The organism is Spirillospora sp. NPDC000708 (genome assembly GCF_040299565.1).
Taxonomy (GTDB): Bacteria; Actinomycetota; Actinomycetes; order Streptosporangiales; family Streptosporangiaceae; genus Spirillospora.
The window spans coordinates 1-17,546 of record NZ_JBEPCJ010000146.1 but is presented as its reverse complement, the minus strand read 5'-3'; the positions used below and the strand labels follow the sequence as shown (position 1 = coordinate 17,546).

The window sequence follows — 17,546 nt, the reverse complement described above, 5'->3', positions numbered from 1 at the left end:
TCGTCCAGGAGGCCCTGACCAACACCGTCAAGTACGCCGGCGCGCGCCGCGTCGCGGTGACCCTCGCGCGCGTGGAGCGGGGGCTCGTCGTGCGCGTCGCCGACGACGGCCGGGGCCCCTCCGGCGCCGAGCCGGAGGGGTTCGGGATCCTCGGCATGATCGAGCGGGCGCGCAGCGTCGGCGGGACGCTGGACGCCGGCCCCGGCGAGGACGGCGGCTTCGTGGTCACCGCCGTCTTCCCGGCCGCCCTCCGGGACGGCACGCCCCCGGACGTGCCGTCCGGGGAGGCGCCGGTCACCCCCCGCTGATCGTCCGGGCGTGCAGCAGGAGCAGGCCCGCCAGGGTCGAGCCGGACCCGATCTCGCCGCGCGCGGCGAGCTCCGGGACCGACGACAGCGGCACCCACTCGATCCGCTCCGCCTCCACGTCGGTCGGCTCGCCGATCCGCTCGGCGCCGTCCGCCCGGAAGATGTGGTGGATCCCGTCGTGCAGCCCCGGCGACGGGCGCACCGCCACGACGTGCTCCAGCGGCCCGGCCCGGTACCCGGTCTCCTCGACCAGCTCGCGCGCCGCCGCCTCCGCCGGGTCCTCGCCGTCCTCGACCCGGCCGCCCGGGACCTCCCAGCCCCAGGCGCCGGTGATGAACCGGTGCCGCCAGATCAGCAGCACCCGGCCCGCGCCGTCGACCGCCGCCACGCCCGCGGCGGGCCGCACCCGCACGAGATGGTGGTCGAAGCGCCGCCCGTCCGGCAGTTCCACGTCGGCCAGCCGCACGTCCATCCAGGGGCTGTCGTAGATCGATCTCTCGCCGTGCACCGTCCATCGCATGGCCGGACGCTATCGGGGGCTTTCAAAGCCTTACCGGTAGGGTCAGGATCAAGGGGGACGGCGCGACCGCCGGGGGGCGGACCCAGGCCCCAGGGTCATCGCCCGGAGGGCGCTGTCAGGGAGGGGAGCGCAAGCGGTGAGCACTGAGGCCGGCAGGGCGCCGGAGGCGGCGCGGGACCGGATCTTCACGGTGCCGAACATGCTCAGCATGGCGCGGCTCGTCGGAGTCCCGTTCTTCCTGTGGCTGGTGCTGGTCGAGCAGGACTGGTGGGCGCTCGGGCTGCTGGTGTTCGCCGGCCTGTCGGACTGGCTGGACGGCAAGCTCGCGCGGGCGCTGAACCAGACCAGCAAGCTCGGCATGCTCCTGGATCCGGCCGCCGACCGGCTGTACATCTTCGCGACGCTCGTCGGCCTGACGATCCGCGACATCATCCCGCTGTGGCTGCTGGCCGCGCTGGTCGCGCGCGAGCTGGCGATCACCCCGATCGCGCCGATCGTGCGGCGGCTCGGGTACGGCGGGACGCTTCCCGTGCACTTCATCGGCAAGACGGGCACATTGTGCCTGCTGTACGCCTTCCCGCTGCTGCTGCTGGGCGACCATGACGGGGCGGCGGGCACCGCGGCGAAGGTGATCGGGTGGTCCTTCGCCATCTGGGGGACGGCGCTGTACTGGTGGGCGGCCGTCCTGTACTGGGCGCAGACGCGGCAACTGGTGCTGGCCGGCCGCGGCGCGCCACCCGACGGCGCGCCCGGTCCGGGCGCGCGGCCCCCGGCCGGCGAGCAGAAGGGAGCTGAGACCCCCCGATGAAGGCCGTCGTGATGGCGGGTGGCGAGGGGACGCGGCTGCGTCCGATGACCGCCAACCAGCCCAAGCCGCTGCTGCCGCTCGTCAACCGGCCGATCATGGAGCACGTGCTGCGGCTGCTGAAGAAGCACGGGTTCAGCGAGACCGTCGTCACGGTGCAGTTCCTGGCGGCGCTGATCCGCAACTACTTCGGCGACGGCGAGGAGCTCGGCATGTCGCTGAGCTACGCGACCGAGGAGGTGCCGCTCGGCACCGCGGGCAGCGTGAAGAACGCCGAGGCGGCGCTGCGCGACGACCGGTTCCTGGTGATCTCCGGCGACGCGCTGACCGACATCGACCTGACCGACATGGTGCGCTTCCACGAGCGCAACGGCGCCCTCGTCACCATCGGCCTCAAGCGCGTCCCGAACCCGCTGGAGTTCGGGATCATCATCGTGGACGACGAGGGACGCATCCAGCGGTTCCTGGAGAAGCCGACGTGGGGGCAGGTGTTCTCCGACACCGTCAACACCGGCATCTACGTGATGGAGCCCGAGGTGCTCGACCACGTCGCGGCGGGCGAGGTCGTCGACTGGTCCGGCGACGTGTTCCCCAAGCTGCTGGCGGAGGGCGCGCCGCTGTACGGGTACGTGGCGGACTGCTACTGGGAGGACGTCGGCACCCACGAGAGCTACCTGAAGGCGCAGGCCGACATGCTGTCCGGGCAGGTCGGCATCGAGCTGGACGGGTTCGAGATGTCGCCGGGCGTGTGGGTCGCCGAGGGCGCCGAGGTGGACGCGGAGGCCGTGCTGAAGGGCCCGCTCTACATCGGCGACTACGCGAAGGTCGAGGCCGGCGTCGAGCTGCGCGAGTACACCGTGCTCGGCAGCAACGTCGTGGTGAAGGAGGGCGCGTTCCTGCACCGCGCGATCGTCCACGACAACGTGTTCGTCGCGCCGTCGACGAACCTGCGCGGCTGCGTGGTCGGCAAGAACACCGACATCATGGCGGGCGCCCGCGTCGAGGAGGGCGCGATCGTCGGGGACGAGTGCGTCATCGAGGCGGAGGCGTACGTCTCCAGCGGCGTGAAGGTGTACCCGTTCAAGACGATCGAGGCGGGCGCGGTCGTCAACACCAGCGTGATCTGGGAGTCGCGCGGGCAGCGCAACCTGTTCGGGCCGCGCGGGGTGTCCGGGCTGGTCAACGTGGAGATCACGCCGGAGCTGGCGGTGCGGCTGGCCAGCGCGTACGCGACCACGCTGAAGAAGGGCACCACGGTCGTCACCGGCCGGGACGTCTCGCGCGCCGCCCGCACGCTCAAGCGCGCGGTGATCAGCGCGCTGACCGCCAGCGCGATCAACGTGCAGGACCTGGAGGCGACGCCGCTGACCGTCGCCCGGTTCGAGACCGGCCGCGAGGACTGCGCGGGCGGCATCTACATCCGCACCACGTACGGCGAGACCCAGGGCGTCGACATCATCTTCCTCGACCCGGACGGCGCGGACCTGTCGCAGGCCGCGCAGCGCAAGCTGGAGCGGGTGTTCGGGCGGCAGGAGTACCGGCGGGCGTTCCCCGGCGAGATCGCCGAGCTGACCTACCCGCCGCGGGTGGTGGAGACCTACACCCGCGACCTGCTGGACCGCATCGACATCAGCGGCGTCCGCGAGGCCGGGCTGAAGATCGTGCTGGACTGCGCGGGCGGCGTCGCGTCGCTGGTGCTGCCGAGCCTGCTCGGCCGCGTCGGGGTCGAGGTGCTGACCCGCAACAACGCGCTGGACGAGGCGAACCCGACCGAGACGCTGCCCGAGCGGATGCGCGACCTGGAGCGGCTCGGCGCGCTGGTGTCGTCGTCGCGGGCCGCGTTCGGCGTCCGCTTCGACCCGGTCGGCGAGCGGATCTCGCTGGTGGACGAGAACGGCGAGCTGGTGGCCGACGACCGGGCCCTGCTGGTGATGCTGGACCTGGTCGCGGCGGAGCGGCGCGGCGGGCGGGTCGCGCTGCCGGTGACCACCACCCGGGTGGCCGAGCAGGTCTGCCGGTTCCACGGCGTCCAGGTGGAGTGGACCTCGACCTCGCAGGACGTGCTGACCAAGGCCGCCGCGCGCCCCGACGTGATCTTCGCGGGGGACGGCCGGGGCGGGTTCCTGATGCCGGAGTTCAGCGGCACCGTGGACGGGATCGCGGCGTTCGTCCGGCTGGTCGGGCTCGTCGCACGGACGCGGCTGACGCTGTCGCAGATCGACCGGCGCATCCCCGTCGCGCACCTGCTGCGCCGGTCCGTCCCGACGCCGTGGGCGGCGAAGGGGAGCGTCATGCGGCACGTCGTGGAGGCCGCCGGGAGCCGCACCCTCGACACCACCGACGGGGTCCGCGTGGTGGGGGACGACGGCGGCTGGGTGCTCGTCCTGCCCGACCCGGCGGAGGCCGTCACGCACCTGTGGGCCGAGGGCCCGGACGCCGACGCCGCGCAGGAGCTACTGGAGGAGTGGGCCGTCGTGGTGGAACGCGCGGGCTCGTGACGCGGTGGTCCCGGTGCGAGGGGTGCGGGAGCCTCAGCAGCGCTCGCGGGGCTTGAGGCCCCTCGCGTCGGGCTCCCGGTCGCCGTAGGCCTCCTCCAGGAACGAGACGAGCCGCTCGACGTCGCCGACGTCGGAGACCAGGCCGAGCGAGGCGCGGACGGCGCCGCCGCTCGGCAGGTGGAGCAGGTCGAGGTACTCGTCGAGCGTGCGCATGCCGCCGCGCAGCGTCCGCCGGTCGCGCAGGGCCCGCTCGGAGATGCGGAAGGCGCCCTCCCCGGCGCCCGGGTTGCAGAAGCAGCCGGTGCGGACGGAGATCCCGGCGGCGGCGGTGTCGCGCGCGATGATCCGCTCGTCCACGATCCGGCCCCGCGGGTCCAGGACGTTGAACGCGACGGTGCCGCCGCGCCGGTCCGTGCCGGTGGGGCCGTACACGCGGACCATGGCGGAGCCCGCGCCGTGCCGCAGCCCGGTCATGCGGTGCAGCAGCCACGAGGTGAGGCGGGCGACCCGGCGGTGGACCAGGTCGATGCCGATGTCCTCGATCCACCGGATGCCGAACTCCACGTCCGGGATCGACAGGAAGTTCAGGGTGCCGTCCTCGAAGGCCGTCTCGTCGGGGGCGGGGACGTGCCAGCCGCCGAGCGCGCTGACCGCCTGGATCGTGCCGCCCGCGAACCACGGGCGGCGCAGCCGGGCGAGCGCCGCGCGCCGCGCGACCAGGGCGCCGACGCCGGTCGGGTAGCCGAACACCTTGTACCAGCTCACCGGGACGAAGTCGGGCCGCGTCCGGCTGAGGTCCAAGCGGTTCGCGGGGACGAACGCGGCCGCGTCCAGCAGGACGTCGTACCCGTGCGCGTGCGCGAGGTCGACCCACTCAAGGGGGTGCTGGACGCCTGTGAAGTTGCTCTGCGCCGGGTAGACGAGGAGCCCGCGGCGGCGGGCGAGGGCGGTGCGCACGTCGTCGTCGGGGACGCGCAGCTCGGCCCCGCGGACGGGCACGTTGACCACCTGCGCGCCGCGCGCGCGGGCGAACTCGCGGATGCCGTTGACCGAGTTGTGGTTGTCGCCGGTGAGGACGAGCCGGGTGCCGCGTCCGAACGGGTAGGCCTCGCCGACCAGCCGGCACGCGCCGGTCGCGTTCGGCGTGAAGATCACCTCGTACTCGTCGGGCGAGGCGTTGAAGAAGCCGAGGATCGCCGCGCGGGTCCGCTCGACGAGCTCGGTGGACGCGCTGGACGTCGGGTTCTCCGAGTGCGGGTTGCCGTAGCAGCGCCCGGTGAGCCGCCGGGCGTGCGCGCGGATCTGCGCGTCGGCCGCCACGCCCGCCCCCGTGTAGTCCAGATAGGTCTGGCCGTTCGCGTCGAGATGGCCGTACTCGGCGGCCCTGAGGTCGTCCAGCCGGCTCGTCGAGGCGTACTCGGCGTCGGTGCCGGGCGTCGCCCCCGCCGCCCAGGAATCGGTTGAAGCGGACATCATGCTCCCCCGCGTACAAAGCCGCATCCTCCTCTAAGAACGGTCCAAAATCGGAGAACGGCGTGCAAGGGGGAGTGCTGACCTTTTCAGGACTTGATGGCCATGTTTGGCGGTTTTCGGGCGCGAGGGGACGGGCCGTCCGCGGACGGCCGCGTACGGCGGGCGAGGACGGCGGCCGTCCCCGCCAGGAAGAGCGCCGAGAACCCGGCGAGGATCGCCCAGTCGGCGGCCACGGCCCGGGAGAACGTGCCGCCGTAGGAGGCCAGCAGCGGCGGCCCCAGCGGTGACCGGCCCGACGCCCACAGCCGGTCGACGCCCAGGCTGTGCCCGAGCCCCTCGAACGCCCACCGGTTCGACATCGCGTAACTCAGCCACCGGCCCGGCGCCGCCATCACCGGGACGGGCAGGATCGCGCCGACGAAGAGCACCTGCGGGAAGCACAGCATCGGCAGGGCCATCGTCGCCTGCGCCGGGTCGGTCACCGCCGCCGACACCAGTAGCCCGAGCGCCAGCGCCACCACCGAGCACAGCAGCAGCGTGGCGAACAGCTCCCCGTACGTCCGCCAGCCCGCCGCCGGCAGCCGGTCGAGCCCGCGCAGCACCCCGAGCATCAGCGCGTCCACCGCCGCCAGCAGCGGCAGCAGGACGGCCGCCTTCGCCAGCACGTACGGCCCGATCCGCAGCCCGGTCAGCCGCTCCCGCCGCAGCACCGGCAGCTCGGTGCAGATCTGCAGCAGCCCGTAGGTCAGCCCGAAGAAGAACCCGCCGAACGCGATCCAGAAGAGGATCATCACGGTCGCGCCCGGGCTCGGCGACTCCGGCGCGAACGCGCCCGGGCGGAACAGCACCGCGAACATCGCCAGCACCATGAGCGGCGACCCCGCCAGCACGGCGAGCGTCAGCCGGTTCCCCGCCAGCAGGTCCAGGTTGCGCCGGGTCAGCAGCGCCCACTGGCGCAGCGCGCCGACGCCGGGGCCAGGCGCCGTCCCCTCGCCGCCGGGACGCCGGAACCGGGCGCCCCAGTCGCCCTCCGCCGCGCCCGCGAGCCGCAGGTAGATCTCGTCGACCGCGGTGGCCTCGAACTCCTCCAGCGCCTCCTCCGGCGGGCCGTAGAACGCCAGCCGCCCGTCCGGCGCCAGCACCGCCACCCGGTCGCACACCGCGACGTCCGGCGGGTGGTGCGTCGTCATGACGACGGTCGTCCCCGCGTCGGCGAGGCCGCGCAGCAGCCGCATCAGGTCGGCGGCCGTGGCCGGGTCGAGGCCCGACGTCGGCTCGTCGAGGAAGAACACCCGCGGCCGGGTGAGCAGCTCGACCGCGATGCTGGCGCGTTTGCGCTCGCCGCCGCTCAGCCGGCCGACACGCTGCCCGGCCCGGTCGGTGAGGGCCAGCGCGTCCAGCACGTCGTCCACGGCCTTCTCGGCCTCCTCCGGCGGCGTGCCGACGGGCAGGCGGAGGCCCGCCGCGTACCGGAGGGTGCGGCGCAGCGGCAGCTCCTTGTGCACGATGTCGTCCTGCGGCACGTACCCGAGCGATCCGCCGCCGGCCTCGTGGCGCACCTCGCCCTCGGCGGGCGGCCGGACCCCGGCGATCGCGTCCAGCAGTGTCGTCTTGCCGGCGCCGCTGCCACCGATGATCGCCACGAGCTCGCCGGCGCCGATCGTCAGCGACACGTTCCGCAGCGTGCGGCGCCCGCCGTCCATCCGCTGCCCGACCCCGCGCACCTCGATCACGTCACGCCCCCTCCCTCCGGAGGGCGCGGACGCCCCCAGAAGAACATGAACGACGCCGGGCGCGGAGTCCAGAGGCGGAACCCCGCCCGCCCCCGGCCGCCCGTCAGCCCACGGGGGCGTCGTCGGGCGTGCCGCCCGCGATCTCCGCCAGCACGTCCAGGGCCCTGGCGAGGACGTCCTCCGGCGGCGACGCCAGGCCGAACCGCACCGCCCGCGGCGCGGCGGCGCCGCCGACCACGAACGCGGCGGCGGGCGTGACGGCGATGCCGCGCCGGGCCGCCGCGGCCACGAACGTCTCCGCCCGCCACGGCGCGGGCAACTCCCACCAGCAGAAGTACGAGCCGGGGTCGGACCGGATCGCGGCGCCCGCGAGCCGGTCCGCCGCGATCCGCTGCCGGGACGCGGCGTCCGCCCGCTTCGCCTTCACGATCGCCTCCACCGTCCCGTCGGCGACCCACCCGGACGCCGCCTCCAGCGCGAACCCGGCGGGCCCCCACGCGCCCGAGCGCAGCGCGGCGGCGACCCGGCCCGCCAGCCGCCGCGGGACGGCGGCGAACCCCACGCTCAGCCCCGGCGCCAGCCGCTTGGAGAGGCTGTCGACCGGGATCGCGTGGTCCGGCGCGAACGACGCCAGCGGCGGCGGGCCGTCCTCGCGCAGGAACGCCCAGATCCGGTCCTCGATCGCGCACAGCCCGAGCCGCCCGAGGAGGGCGCCCAGCTCGGCGCGCCGGCCCTCCGGCATCGTCGTCCCGTACGGGTTGTGCAGCGTGGGCTGGAGGTAGACGCCGCCGAGCGGAGCGGCGCGGTGCGCCTCGGCGAGCGCGCCCGGCACCATCCCGTGCCCGTCCACCGGCACCGCGACCGGCGTGACGCCGAGCCGCGCCGCGATCCCCTTGATCACCGGATAGGTGAGCGCCTCGACGGCGAGCCGCCCGCCCGGCGGCACGAGCGCGGCCACGGCCGCGGCGATCGCCTGCCGGCCGTTCCCGGCGAACAGCACGTCCTCCGGCGCCGGGGCCCAGCCGTCCGCCGCGAGCAGCGCCGCCGCGGCCTCGCGCGATGCCGGGGTGCCCGCCACGCCGACGGGCGCGAGCGCCGCGTCCAGCACGTCCGGACGCGCCAGGCGGTCCAGCCCGGCGGCCAGCAGGGGCGCCTGCTCCGGCACGACCGGGTAGTTCAGCTCCAGGTCGATGCGGGCGTCCGCCGGCTCGGTCAGGGCGGGGGCCGCCCGCCGCTCCGCCGCGAGCACGAACGTGCCCCGCCCGACCTCGCCGACGACCAGGCCGCGGCGGCCCAACTCGCGGTAGACGCGCGCGGCCGTCGAGGCGGCGATGCCCCGGCGGCGCGCGAACGCGCGCTGCGGCGGCAGCCGGTCGCCCGGCCGCAGCCGCCCGGCGGCGATGTCGGCGGCGACCGCGTCGGCCACCCGCCGGTAGTCGTCCATACGGCTCCCAGGATTGCACCGAGTTCAATTCCATCATTGCACCGAACAAATCGGACGTCTAGCATCGGTGCAATGATCTCCCCAGCGGCCCTGGCGGCCATCGCCCTCGTCGCGCTCGGGCTCGTCCTCACCCCCGGGCCGAACATGATCTACCTGGTGTCGCGGTCGGTGACGCAGGGCCGGCGCGCCGGGCTCGTCTCCCTCGGCGGCGTCGCCCTCGGCTTCGTCCTCTACGTCGTGGCCGCCACCGCCGGGATCACGACCGTCTTCCGGCTCGTCCCGCCCGTGTACACGGTGCTGAAGCTGGCGGGCGCCGGGTACCTGCTCTGGCTGGCCTGGCAGGCCGTCCGGCCCGGCGGGACCGCCGTGTTCGCCCCCAGGGAGCTGCCCGCCGACCCGCCGCGTCGGCTGTTCGCCATGGGCCTGGTGACCAACCTGCTCAACCCCAAGATCGCCATCCTGTACGTGTCGCTGCTGCCGCAGTTCGTCGACCCCTCCCGCGGCCACGCCGCCGTGCAGAGCCTGCTGCTCGGGCTCACCCAGATCACCGTCGCGATCACCGTGAACGCCCTCATCGTGCTCGGCGCCGGGAGCATCGCCGCGTTCCTCACCCGCCGCCCCGCCTGGCAGCGCGTCCAGCGCTACCTGATGGGCTCGGTGCTGGCCGGCCTCGCCGTCCGCATCGGCCTCGACCGCACCCGCGCCGCCGTCGCCTAGCGCCGCGCCGGAGCGCGGCGGACCCGGCCCGATTTGGCGGGCCTTGCCATCATGGTGCGGTGATCGCGCGACGGCGGGGACGGGACGAGGCGGAGCGGGCGGACGGATGGCGCCGCCCCGACGCCTCCATGTCCCTGCTGTCGGACCTGTTCTCCGGCAAGCTCCTCGACCCCGGCTACGCCGAGGCGGCGTCTCGGCGCGCGGCGTCCGGCGGGACCCGCCCGCGCGGCGGGCGGCTGCGGGGCGGCGGCGTCCTCGCCGTGCTGACGGCCGCGGGCGTCCTCATCGCCGTGGCCGGCGTCCAGGTGCGCCGCAGCGAGCCCGTGGCCGCCAAGGAGCGCGCCCGCCTCATCGACCAGATCCACGCCCGCACCGGCGAGACCGACGCCCTCCAGCGCCGCCTCGACGGGCTGCGCGCCGACACCGGCCGGGAGCGGGCGGGCGCCCTGGAGCGCAGCGCCGCCGGCCGCCGCGTCCGCCGCGACCTCGCCGCGCAGGCCGCCGCCGCGGCCGCCGAGCCCGCCTCCGGCCCCGGGCTCGTCGTCACCCTCGGCGACGCGCCCGGCGACGGCGGCGGGGACTCCGACGGCCGGGTCTATGATCAGGATCTCCAGGTGCTGGTCAACGGGCTCTGGGCGGCGGGCGCCACGGCCATCGGGATCAACGGGCGCCGGCTCACCCCGGTCACCGCGATCCGCACCGCGGGGGAGGCGATCCTGGTGGACTACCGCCCGCTGACCGGCCCGTACGAGGTCACGGCGCTCGGCGACCCGGACCGCGTGCGGGACGCGTTCACCGGCTCCGCCGCCGACCGCAGGCTGCGCGACCTCGAGGAGCGGTACCGCATCCGGTACGACGCGCGCCGCACGTCCGGCGCCCGGCTGCCCGCGGCGGGCGCGCTGCGGCTGCGCTACGCCACGCCGGTCCCGGGAGCGGGCGGGTGACGCGATGACCGGCCACACGACGACCACGGTCGGAACGGCCGCGAACGGAACGGTCGCGCACGGAACGACCGCCCAAGGAACGACCGCGCACGCGGCCGCCGCGGCCGCGGCGCGCACGGAAGGGACGGCCAGGGAATGATCGCGCTGATCGGGCTGGTGATCGGCGTGGTGCTGGGCCTCCTCCTGCACCCCGACGTCCCGCTGTGGCTCCAGCCCTACCTGCCCATCGCCATCGTCGCGGCGCTCGACGCCATGTTCGGCGGCGTCCGGGCCCGGCTCGAGGGGATCTTCGACGAGAAGGTGTTCGTCGTGTCCTTCCTCAGCAACACCGTCATCGCGGCGCTGATCGTCTTCCTCGGCGACGAGCTGGGCGTCGGCTCGCAGCTGTCCACCGGCGTCGTGGTCGTCCTCGGCATCCGGATCTTCTCCAACGCGGCCGGCATCCGGCGGAAGCTGTTCGGCGCATGAGCGGCGACGACGCCCGTGAGCGGCCCGAGGCGCCCGACCGGCCGGAGACGCCCGGGCGGCCTCCTGAGCGGCCCGCTGAGCCGCCGGACGAGCCGCCCCCGCCCCTCACCGGGGTGATGGCCCTGCTGCGGCCCAGGGCGAGCTGGGGGCAGCTCATCGGCGGGCTGCTGTGCGTCCTCGTCGGCTTCGCGGTGGCCGTGCAGGTCCGCTCCACCAAGCGCGACACCACGTTCGCCACCGCCAGGCAGGACGAGCTGGTCGGCATCCTGGCCGATCTGGGCCAGCGGTCCGAACGGCTCCGCGGCGACATCCGCGACCTGGAGGAGACCAAGGCCGAGTTGCAGCGCGACGCCCAGGGCGGCGCCGCCCTGGAGGAGGCGCGCAAGCGCGCCACGACCTACGGGCTCCTGGCGGGCACGCTCCCCGCCGAAGGGCCCGGCATCCAGATGGTCGTCCAGGACCCGCGCGGCGGCGTCCGCGCCGGCGGCCTCCTGGACGCGCTGGAGGAACTCCGCGACGCCGGCGCCGAGGTCGTCCAGGTCAACGACGTCCGCGCCGGGGTCGACACCTACTTCGTCGACGCCCGCGACGGCGTCCTCGCGGACGGGGCCACGCTGCGCGCCCCGTACACGTTCCTCGCCATCGGGGACCCCCACACCATGACCACGGCGCTCAACATTCCGGGCGGCGTCGTGCGGACGCTGCGGGCCGCCGGCGCCACCGTCTCGATCACCCCGCGCGCGAAAGTGACCGTGAGCGCGATACGGTCTCCGTAAGAGGGAACGGGGGGAGCGGTGAACGGCCGTCCGGGACGTCGCGATCGGCGCCGCCCGCGCGGCGGCGTAGACCGGCGATCATCGGCACGGGTACCGTGGTGCGGTCGGTTCACCGTTCCGGTTGACCCCTCGGGCAATACCCGCGTAAGTTGCGGCGACCGTCGCGTGCGCGGGCGGTGAGCAGGACCGTGGTCGGGGGCGGGTCCCCGGCGTGGGTTGGGTGAAGGATGCGCGTGGCGCACGCGGCTCCCGCGGCAGCGGGGCGTCCGCGGGCGGCGCGCCGATGGTAGGAGGCCGAGCCGATCTATGCCGAGCGTCTACTGCACGCAGTGCGGTCACGCCAACCCGGATGATGCCCGCTTCTGCTCGAACTGCGGCACCCCGCTGACGCGGGGCGCCCAGCCGCCGATCTACCGGGAGTCGCCCGGCGAGTCGACCTCCACGATCTCCATCGGCGGGTTCGAGGCGCTGGACACCGGCCAGGAGGCCGAGGAGCAGCCCGGTCCGGACCAGACCGCCATGGAGGCGCTCCCGCCCGGGACCGCGCTACTGGTCGTCAAGCGGGGGCCGAACGCGGGGAGCCGCTTCCTGCTCGACAAGGACCGCACCTCCGCCGGACGGCACCCGGAGAGCGACATCTTCCTGGACGACGTCACCGTCTCCCGCCGGCACGCCGAGTTCGCCCGGCACGGCGGCACCTTCTCGGTCCGCGACGTCGGCAGCCTGAACGGCACCTACGTCAACCGGCAGCGGATCGACCAGGCCGGCCTGTCCGGCGGCGACGAGGTCCAGATCGGCAAGTTCCGGCTGGTCTTCCTGACCAACCCGGCGCACGCCTGACGAGGACCGGAGCGGCGGGGGAGCACGGGGTCTCGGCGACGATGGGAGGGCCCTTGAACGCGCAGCCGGCCCGGTCCCCGATGACCATCGGGGACGTCCTCGGGCTGCTCAGGAGCGAGTTCCCCGACATCACCATCTCCAAGATCCGGTTCCTGGAGTCGGAGGGGCTCGTGGAACCGGAGCGCACCCCCGCCGGGTACCGCAAGTTCGGCCCGGCGGACGTGGAGCGGCTCCGGTTCGTGCTCACCGCGCAGCGCGACCACTACATGCCGCTGCGCGCGATCCGGCAGCACCTGGAGGCCCGCGACCGCGGCGAGGCCGTCCCGCCGCTCGGCGCCCGCGCCGAGGAGCCCGCCCGCCGGCCCCGCACTCTGGTCGCGGCCGGTGCCGACGCGCCCGACCCGGCCGTCCGGCTGACCCGCCGCCAGCTCTTGGACGGCGCCGGCATCGGCGAGGACCTGCTCGGCGACCTGGAGGAGTACGGGCTCGTCCGCCGCAACGGCACCCACTACGACGGCGAGGCCCTCACCGTGGCCCGCGCCGCCGCCGCGCTCGGCGAGCACGGCTTCGAGGTCCGCCACCTGCGCGCCGCCAAGGCCGCCGCCGACCGGCAGGCCGGCCTGATCGAGCAGATGGTCGCCCCGCAGCTGCGCCGGCGCAGCCCGGGCGCGCACGAGCAGGCCGCCGAGACCGCGCGCGACATCGCCGCGCTCTCCGTCCGGCTCCACGCCGCCCTGCTGTCGGCGGGCCTTCGCGAAAGCCTCGACCCCTGATCAGGGGGTCCGGGGAGGCATTTGCCGCCCGCCGCCGCGCCACCCTGTCCGAGCCTGGGTGTACGTTGGGCTACAGGATTCGTCGAGGATCCGTCCGGTGCACGTGGTGATCGAGACAGCGTCGACCAGCAGGGAGCCGCAGTGAAGCAGATGGAGGTCGTCGGCGTCCGGGTCGAGATGCCCTCCAATCAGCCCATCGTCCTGTTGAAGGAGACGGAGGGCGAGCGCTACCTGCCCATCTGGATCGGGGCGGTCGAAGCGACCGCGATCGCCTTCGCCCAGCAGGGCGTGCTGCCCGCGCGCCCCCTCACCCACGACCTGTTCCGGGACGTGCTCGACGCGCTGAGCGTCCAGCTCCGCACCGTGAACATCACCGACCTGCGCGAGGGGATCTTCTTCGCGGACCTGGTCTTCTCCAACGGCGTCGAGGTGAGCGCCCGCCCGTCCGACTCCATCGCCCTGGCGCTGCGCACCGGCGCGACGATCTTCGCCAGCGAGGACGTCCTCGAGGAGGCCGGCGTGGCCATCCCCGACGAGCAGGAGGACGAGGTCGAGAAGTTCCGCGAGTTCCTCGACACCATCTCCCCGGAGGACTTCGGCCGCGCCGGCTAGACAGCGCCGCCCCGACTGCACCGCGCCTGGACCGCGCCGACTGCCTCGCGCCGCACCGGTAGACCGCGCCGTACGGCCCGCCGTCCCCACCTTCCGTCCGGACCCACGGTACGGCCGCGCCCGGCGCTCCGCGGCACGTCCCGCCTGTTCGAGCGGGCATCGGTTACGCTGTGTGATGGAGCGGTGCGGGCCGGACTTGGCGGATGGAGTGGGGAATGTCACTTCAGGGTGTAAGTTCATGCCGTGCCGCGATTGGTCTTGCATTGCCCCGGACCTGGCAGTTTCCGAGGGGTGACCATCGGGGTAGGAGTGCGTTGGCGGCTAAGGTGCGCAGTTTGCCCACGTGAAGCCGGTTCATCCGGGCATGCGACGCGCCGACGGTGAACGTTGACCACACCCTGACCGGCACCTACCGTGCTGGTGGAACACCCGTGGTGTAATTCGTCAAACCCCCTTGACGAAGCGCCACGGGCTGATAGAAGCCGGAGGTCCGCGTGGCGGTGAGCAGCGGCGAGGGCAAGGCGACCCCCGAAAGGCACATGGCGTCACAACGCGCCGGAGAGCAGGGCCTGCTCTTCGACACGCAGGTGTCCGCGCCGCCGGAGGACGTCGGCTACCGCGGCCCGACGGCGTGCGCGGCGGCGGGGATCACCTACCGGCAGCTGGACTACTGGGCCCGCACGAAGCTGGTCGAGCCGAGCGTCCGCGCGGCGCAGGGATCGGGCAGCCAGCGGCTCTACAGCTTCCGCGACATCCTGGTGCTGAAGGTCGTGAAGCGGCTGCTGGACACCGGGGTTTCGCTGCAGCAGATCCGCACCGCCGTGACGCACCTGCGCGACCGCGGCGTCCAGGACCTGGCGCAGATCACCCTGATGAGCGACGGGGTGAGCGTCTACGAGTGCACCTCCGCCGACGAGGTCGTGGACCTGCTCCAGGGCGGGCAGGGCGTCTTCGGGATCGCGCTCGGACGGGTGTGGCAGGAGGTGGAGGGAAGCCTGGCGGAGCTTCCCGGCGAACGCGCCGCCACCGACGACCCGGACCCTCTCGAACACCCCCACGATGAGCTGGCGAACCGGCGGCGCGCCCGCCGCACCGGCTGACCCCTCCCGCGAGCCCGCGGCCGCCCCCGGACGACCTCCGACCCCTCAGATCGCCTCCTTGCGCTGGAGATAGGCGAACGCCGCCCAGCCCGGCAGCACGGGAAGCCACAGCGTCAGCAGCCGGTACAGCAGCACCGCGGACGTCGCCGTCTCCGCGGTCAGCCCCGAGATCGTCAGCGCCAGCGTCAGCGCGCCCTCGACGGCGCCGAGCCCGCCCGGCGTCGGCACCGCGGAGCCGACCGCGTTGGCGGTCAGGAACACCACCACGACGGCCGTCCAGGGGAGCGACCCGCCGAACGCCCGGATCGAGGCGTCCAGGCAGATCACGTACGCCACCGTCAGCCCCACCGTCCCGCCGAGCCCGGTGGCGAGCTTGCGCGGCGACTGCAGGACGTCCACGAGCCGCGGCACCACGCCGGAGAACATCGCCCGCAGCCGGGACGTCGCGAACCGCCGCACCCGCGGGATCGTCAGCGCCGCGCCGGCGGCCAGCCCCAGCGCCAGCACCACGATCATGATCGTGCGGGACGGCGCCAGGTCCTTGGTGGCGTTGTGGGTGGAGCCGGTGAGGAAGCCGAACAGCGCCAGCAGCAGCACGTGCACCACCAGCCCGACCAGCTGGGACGCGCCGACGCTGGCGACCGCGAGACCCGAGCGGATGCCGGACCGCTGCAGGAAGCGGGTGTTGATCGCCACGCCGCCGACCGCGGCCGGCGCGACCAGCTGCACGAACGACGCGGCGAGCTGGACCAGCACCGTCCGCCCCAGCGGCAGCCGCTCCGGGACGAAGCCCAGCAGCATGTACGCCGCCGCGAGATAGGTGGCAGCGGACCCGGCGAGGGCGATCAGCAGCCAGTGCCAGGTGACGGTCGACAGCAGGTGCGCGAAGTCGAGGCTCGCGACCTGCGGGAGCACGATGTAGCCGGCGACGGACAGGCCGACGATGCTGAAGATCGTCCGGGGCCGGAACCGCTCCAGCCGGACCGGCGCCGCCTCCGTCTCCGGCTTCAGCGCGACGATCTGCTCCCGGATGCGGGTCAGCAGCTCGCGGTCGCGGCGCAGCGCCGTCCGCGTCGACCGCGACAGCGCCACCCGCTGCAGCAGCGGCACCGCCGCCGGGAGCGCGTCCTCGCCCAGCGCCGACGCCGCGGTCCGCACCGCCCGCTCGGGGCCCGCGCGCAGCGCCACGGTGGTGAGCAGCTGCGCCAGGTCGAGCCGCAGCGCCAGGTCGCCGGCCGCGATCTCGCCGGACCGCATGTCGGTGAGGTAGGCGCGGCCGTCGTCGCCGACGAGGATCGCGTCCTCCTCCAGCCGCCGGTGCGCGAGGCGGCCCTCCTGCAGCCGCCGGAACTGCCGCCACACGTCGGCGAGCAGGGTGTCGGTGACCTCCTCGTCCCGGACGTCCCCGAGCCGCCGCCCCGGCACGTGCTCGTAGGCCAGCAGCGCCGCCTCCGTGCCGACCTCCGCCGTCCCCACCAGCCGGGGAGTGCGCGCGCCCGCCGCGTCCACCGCGTACGCCATCAGGGACTCCAGCTCGAGGGAGCGGCGCAGCGGGCGCAGCGCCCGGCCCGTGGTGGTGCGGCTCAGCCGCAGCGTCCGCCACATCCGGTACAGCAGCCCCGCGGTCTGCTGGTCGCGGTCGAGGACCCGCACCTCCAGGTCCCACCGGCCGGGCCGCCGCTCGCCCGGCGCGCGGCACTCCTCGTCCCGCCGGTCGAGGACGACGCCGTAGCGGCGGTCCGCGGCGGCGTCGCCGGGATCGTCGAGGCGCGCGGCGCGGCGCGGGCACAGCCCGAGCCGCTCCAGCGTGGAGACCACCGTCGTCCCGGTCGGGCGCGGGTTGGGCGTTCCGACCGCGTAGAGCGTCCCGTAGCCGATCGCGCGGCCGAGCAGGTAGGTGGCCGCGAGCGCGGCGACCGACGCGTACGACGCGGTCAGCCCGGTCAGCGCGGCCAGCCCGATGAGCGTCCACGTCACCGCCTGCCAGCGGGTCCGCCCCGCCATCCCGACCGCCGTGACGAACGCGATCACCGGGGCGATGTCGGTGTGCACCGGGGCGGTGCTGGTGCCGCCCCAGATCAGCGAGTCCAGCACCCCGCCCGGCGCCGCGCTGGTCACCCAGTCGTCCAGCCCGACCGTGATCCCGAACGCGATCACGGCGGCCAGCAGCGCGATCGCGACCCGCATGCCGTCCTTGCGGAACAGCCGCTCGACCGCGAACGCGATCGGCACCGTCAGCACCCCGAAGCTGGACGCCAGCGTGGCCAGCGACAGCAGCAGGCGCGGGGCGTGCGCCGTGCCCTGCGCGATGTCGGTCTGCAGCCCGTGCGTGGTCTGCTGCGCGATCGACACCAGCAGCATCACCACGGCCAGCGCGACGCACGAGACCCCGAACCTGATCGCGTCGGCGGACCGGCGGATCCGGTCCGGCTGGGCGGGCTCGTCCACGGGGACGCCGGCGGTCGCGCCCGTCGCCGGGCGCACCGCCCCGCCGTGGGTCTGTGTCACGCCGTACCGCCGCCCTGACCGTCCGCC

The 17,546-nt window shown here is 74.6% G+C and carries 16 protein-coding genes; 11 read left to right on the top strand and 5 right to left on the bottom strand.

Going from position 1 to position 17,546, the window contains the following annotated elements:
• Window positions 1-308: sensor histidine kinase (locus ABT299_RS49720; protein ID WP_500255110.1), on the top strand; the 308-nt coding region annotated here is incomplete at its 5' end.
• Here ABT299_RS49720 and ABT299_RS49715 read toward each other — a convergent pair.
• Window positions 295-828 carry an NUDIX hydrolase gene (locus ABT299_RS49715; protein WP_190867804.1) on the bottom strand — a complete coding sequence of 178 codons (534 nt, stop codon included), beginning with the start codon at window positions 826-828 and terminating at the stop codon, window positions 295-297. The two genes, ABT299_RS49720 and ABT299_RS49715, sit on opposite strands and share 14 nt — an antisense overlap.
• A gap of 136 nt (window positions 829-964) precedes the next feature.
• Between ABT299_RS49715 and clsA the strand changes: the two genes are divergently transcribed.
• Window positions 965-1,636 (top strand): cardiolipin synthase ClsA, encoded by a 672-nt coding sequence (clsA, locus tag ABT299_RS49710; RefSeq protein ID WP_347257118.1) that lies wholly within the window; start codon window positions 965-967, stop codon window positions 1,634-1,636.
• The gene (locus ABT299_RS49705; RefSeq protein ID WP_387019160.1) at window positions 1,633-4,131 is read left to right on the top strand and encodes a sugar phosphate nucleotidyltransferase; all 2,499 of its coding nucleotides are present in this window, start codon (window positions 1,633-1,635) and stop codon (window positions 4,129-4,131) included. The genes clsA and ABT299_RS49705 overlap by 4 nt, the downstream gene beginning before the upstream one ends.
• A gap of 33 nt (window positions 4,132-4,164) precedes the next feature.
• Here the strand turns inward: ABT299_RS49705 and ABT299_RS49700 are convergent, their stop codons facing one another.
• The 3 genes from ABT299_RS49700 to ABT299_RS49690 all read right to left on the bottom strand — a co-directional run bounded on the left by ABT299_RS49700 (window position 4,165) and on the right by ABT299_RS49690 (window position 8,781).
• Window positions 4,165-5,607 (bottom strand): aminotransferase class V-fold PLP-dependent enzyme, encoded by a 1,443-nt coding sequence (locus ABT299_RS49700; protein ID WP_500255109.1) that lies wholly within the window; start codon window positions 5,605-5,607, stop codon window positions 4,165-4,167.
• Window positions 5,608-5,690: 83 nt separating this feature from the next.
• On the bottom strand, window positions 5,691-7,337 hold the full coding sequence (locus ABT299_RS49695) for an ABC transporter ATP-binding protein/permease (RefSeq protein WP_500255108.1): 1,647 nt from the start codon (window positions 7,335-7,337) through the stop codon (window positions 5,691-5,693).
• A gap of 103 nt (window positions 7,338-7,440) precedes the next feature.
• Complete coding sequence (locus ABT299_RS49690) at window positions 7,441-8,781, bottom strand: aminotransferase-like domain-containing protein (RefSeq protein WP_500255107.1); 1,341 nt, start codon at window positions 8,779-8,781, stop codon at window positions 7,441-7,443.
• A 72-nt stretch (window positions 8,782-8,853) separates the two neighbouring features.
• Between ABT299_RS49690 and ABT299_RS49685 the strand changes: the two genes are divergently transcribed.
• From ABT299_RS49685 to ABT299_RS49650, 8 genes are all read left to right on the top strand, one after another.
• Window positions 8,854-9,498 carry a LysE family translocator gene (locus tag ABT299_RS49685; RefSeq protein WP_500255106.1) on the top strand — a complete coding sequence of 215 codons (645 nt, stop codon included), beginning with the start codon at window positions 8,854-8,856 and terminating at the stop codon, window positions 9,496-9,498.
• A 59-nt stretch (window positions 9,499-9,557) separates the two neighbouring features.
• Window positions 9,558-10,442, top strand: coding sequence for a DUF881 domain-containing protein (locus ABT299_RS49680; RefSeq protein ID WP_500255105.1), 885 nt, complete (start codon window positions 9,558-9,560; stop codon window positions 10,440-10,442).
• A 135-nt stretch (window positions 10,443-10,577) separates the two neighbouring features.
• Entirely contained in the window at window positions 10,578-10,910 is a 333-nt protein-coding gene (locus ABT299_RS49675) for a small basic family protein (RefSeq protein ID WP_173092574.1), read from the top strand.
• The gene (locus ABT299_RS49670) at window positions 10,907-11,686 is read left to right on the top strand and encodes a DUF881 domain-containing protein (protein WP_500255104.1); all 780 of its coding nucleotides are present in this window, start codon (window positions 10,907-10,909) and stop codon (window positions 11,684-11,686) included. Before ABT299_RS49675 ends, ABT299_RS49670 begins: the two co-directional genes overlap by 4 nt.
• 306 nt (window positions 11,687-11,992) lie before the next feature.
• The gene (locus ABT299_RS49665) at window positions 11,993-12,526 is read left to right on the top strand and encodes an FHA domain-containing protein (RefSeq protein ID WP_151547269.1); all 534 of its coding nucleotides are present in this window, start codon (window positions 11,993-11,995) and stop codon (window positions 12,524-12,526) included.
• A 53-nt stretch (window positions 12,527-12,579) separates the two neighbouring features.
• Window positions 12,580-13,299 carry a transcriptional regulator FtsR gene (ftsR, locus tag ABT299_RS49660; protein ID WP_206700390.1) on the top strand — a complete coding sequence of 240 codons (720 nt, stop codon included), beginning with the start codon at window positions 12,580-12,582 and terminating at the stop codon, window positions 13,297-13,299.
• A gap of 141 nt (window positions 13,300-13,440) precedes the next feature.
• Window positions 13,441-13,911: a bifunctional nuclease family protein gene (locus ABT299_RS49655; RefSeq protein WP_151546279.1), complete on the top strand. Its 471-nt coding sequence runs from the start codon at window positions 13,441-13,443 to the stop codon at window positions 13,909-13,911.
• Between the two features lie 494 nt (window positions 13,912-14,405).
• Entirely contained in the window at window positions 14,406-15,011 is a 606-nt protein-coding gene (locus tag ABT299_RS49650; RefSeq protein WP_190868711.1) for a MerR family transcriptional regulator, read from the top strand.
• Window positions 15,012-15,056: 45 nt separating this feature from the next.
• Here ABT299_RS49650 and ABT299_RS49645 read toward each other — a convergent pair whose 3' ends face one another.
• Window positions 15,057-17,519, bottom strand: a complete 2,463-nt coding sequence (locus ABT299_RS49645; protein ID WP_500255103.1) for a lysylphosphatidylglycerol synthase domain-containing protein — start codon at window positions 17,517-17,519, stop codon at window positions 15,057-15,059.
• Between the last annotated feature and the right edge of the window lie 27 nt (window positions 17,520-17,546).

Excerpts from the sequence above, each read along its gene's own strand:
- ABT299_RS49670 (WP_500255104.1), top strand. The coding sequence starts at position 10,907 with ATGAGCGGCGACGACGCCCGTGAGCGGCCCGAGGCGCCCGACCGGCCG.
- ABT299_RS49705 (WP_387019160.1), top strand. The coding sequence starts at position 1,633 with ATGAAGGCCGTCGTGATGGCGGGTGGCGAGGGGACGCGGCTGCGTCCG.
- ABT299_RS49700 (WP_500255109.1), bottom strand. The coding sequence starts at position 5,607 with ATGATGTCCGCTTCAACCGATTCCTGGGCGGCGGGGGCGACGCCCGGC.
- ABT299_RS49665 (WP_151547269.1), top strand. The coding sequence starts at position 11,993 with ATGCCGAGCGTCTACTGCACGCAGTGCGGTCACGCCAACCCGGATGAT.
- ABT299_RS49690 (WP_500255107.1), bottom strand. The coding sequence starts at position 8,781 with ATGGACGACTACCGGCGGGTGGCCGACGCGGTCGCCGCCGACATCGCC.
- ABT299_RS49675 (WP_173092574.1), top strand. The coding sequence starts at position 10,578 with ATGATCGCGCTGATCGGGCTGGTGATCGGCGTGGTGCTGGGCCTCCTC.
- ABT299_RS49685 (WP_500255106.1), top strand. The coding sequence starts at position 8,854 with ATGATCTCCCCAGCGGCCCTGGCGGCCATCGCCCTCGTCGCGCTCGGG.
- ABT299_RS49715 (WP_190867804.1), bottom strand. The coding sequence starts at position 828 with ATGCGATGGACGGTGCACGGCGAGAGATCGATCTACGACAGCCCCTGG.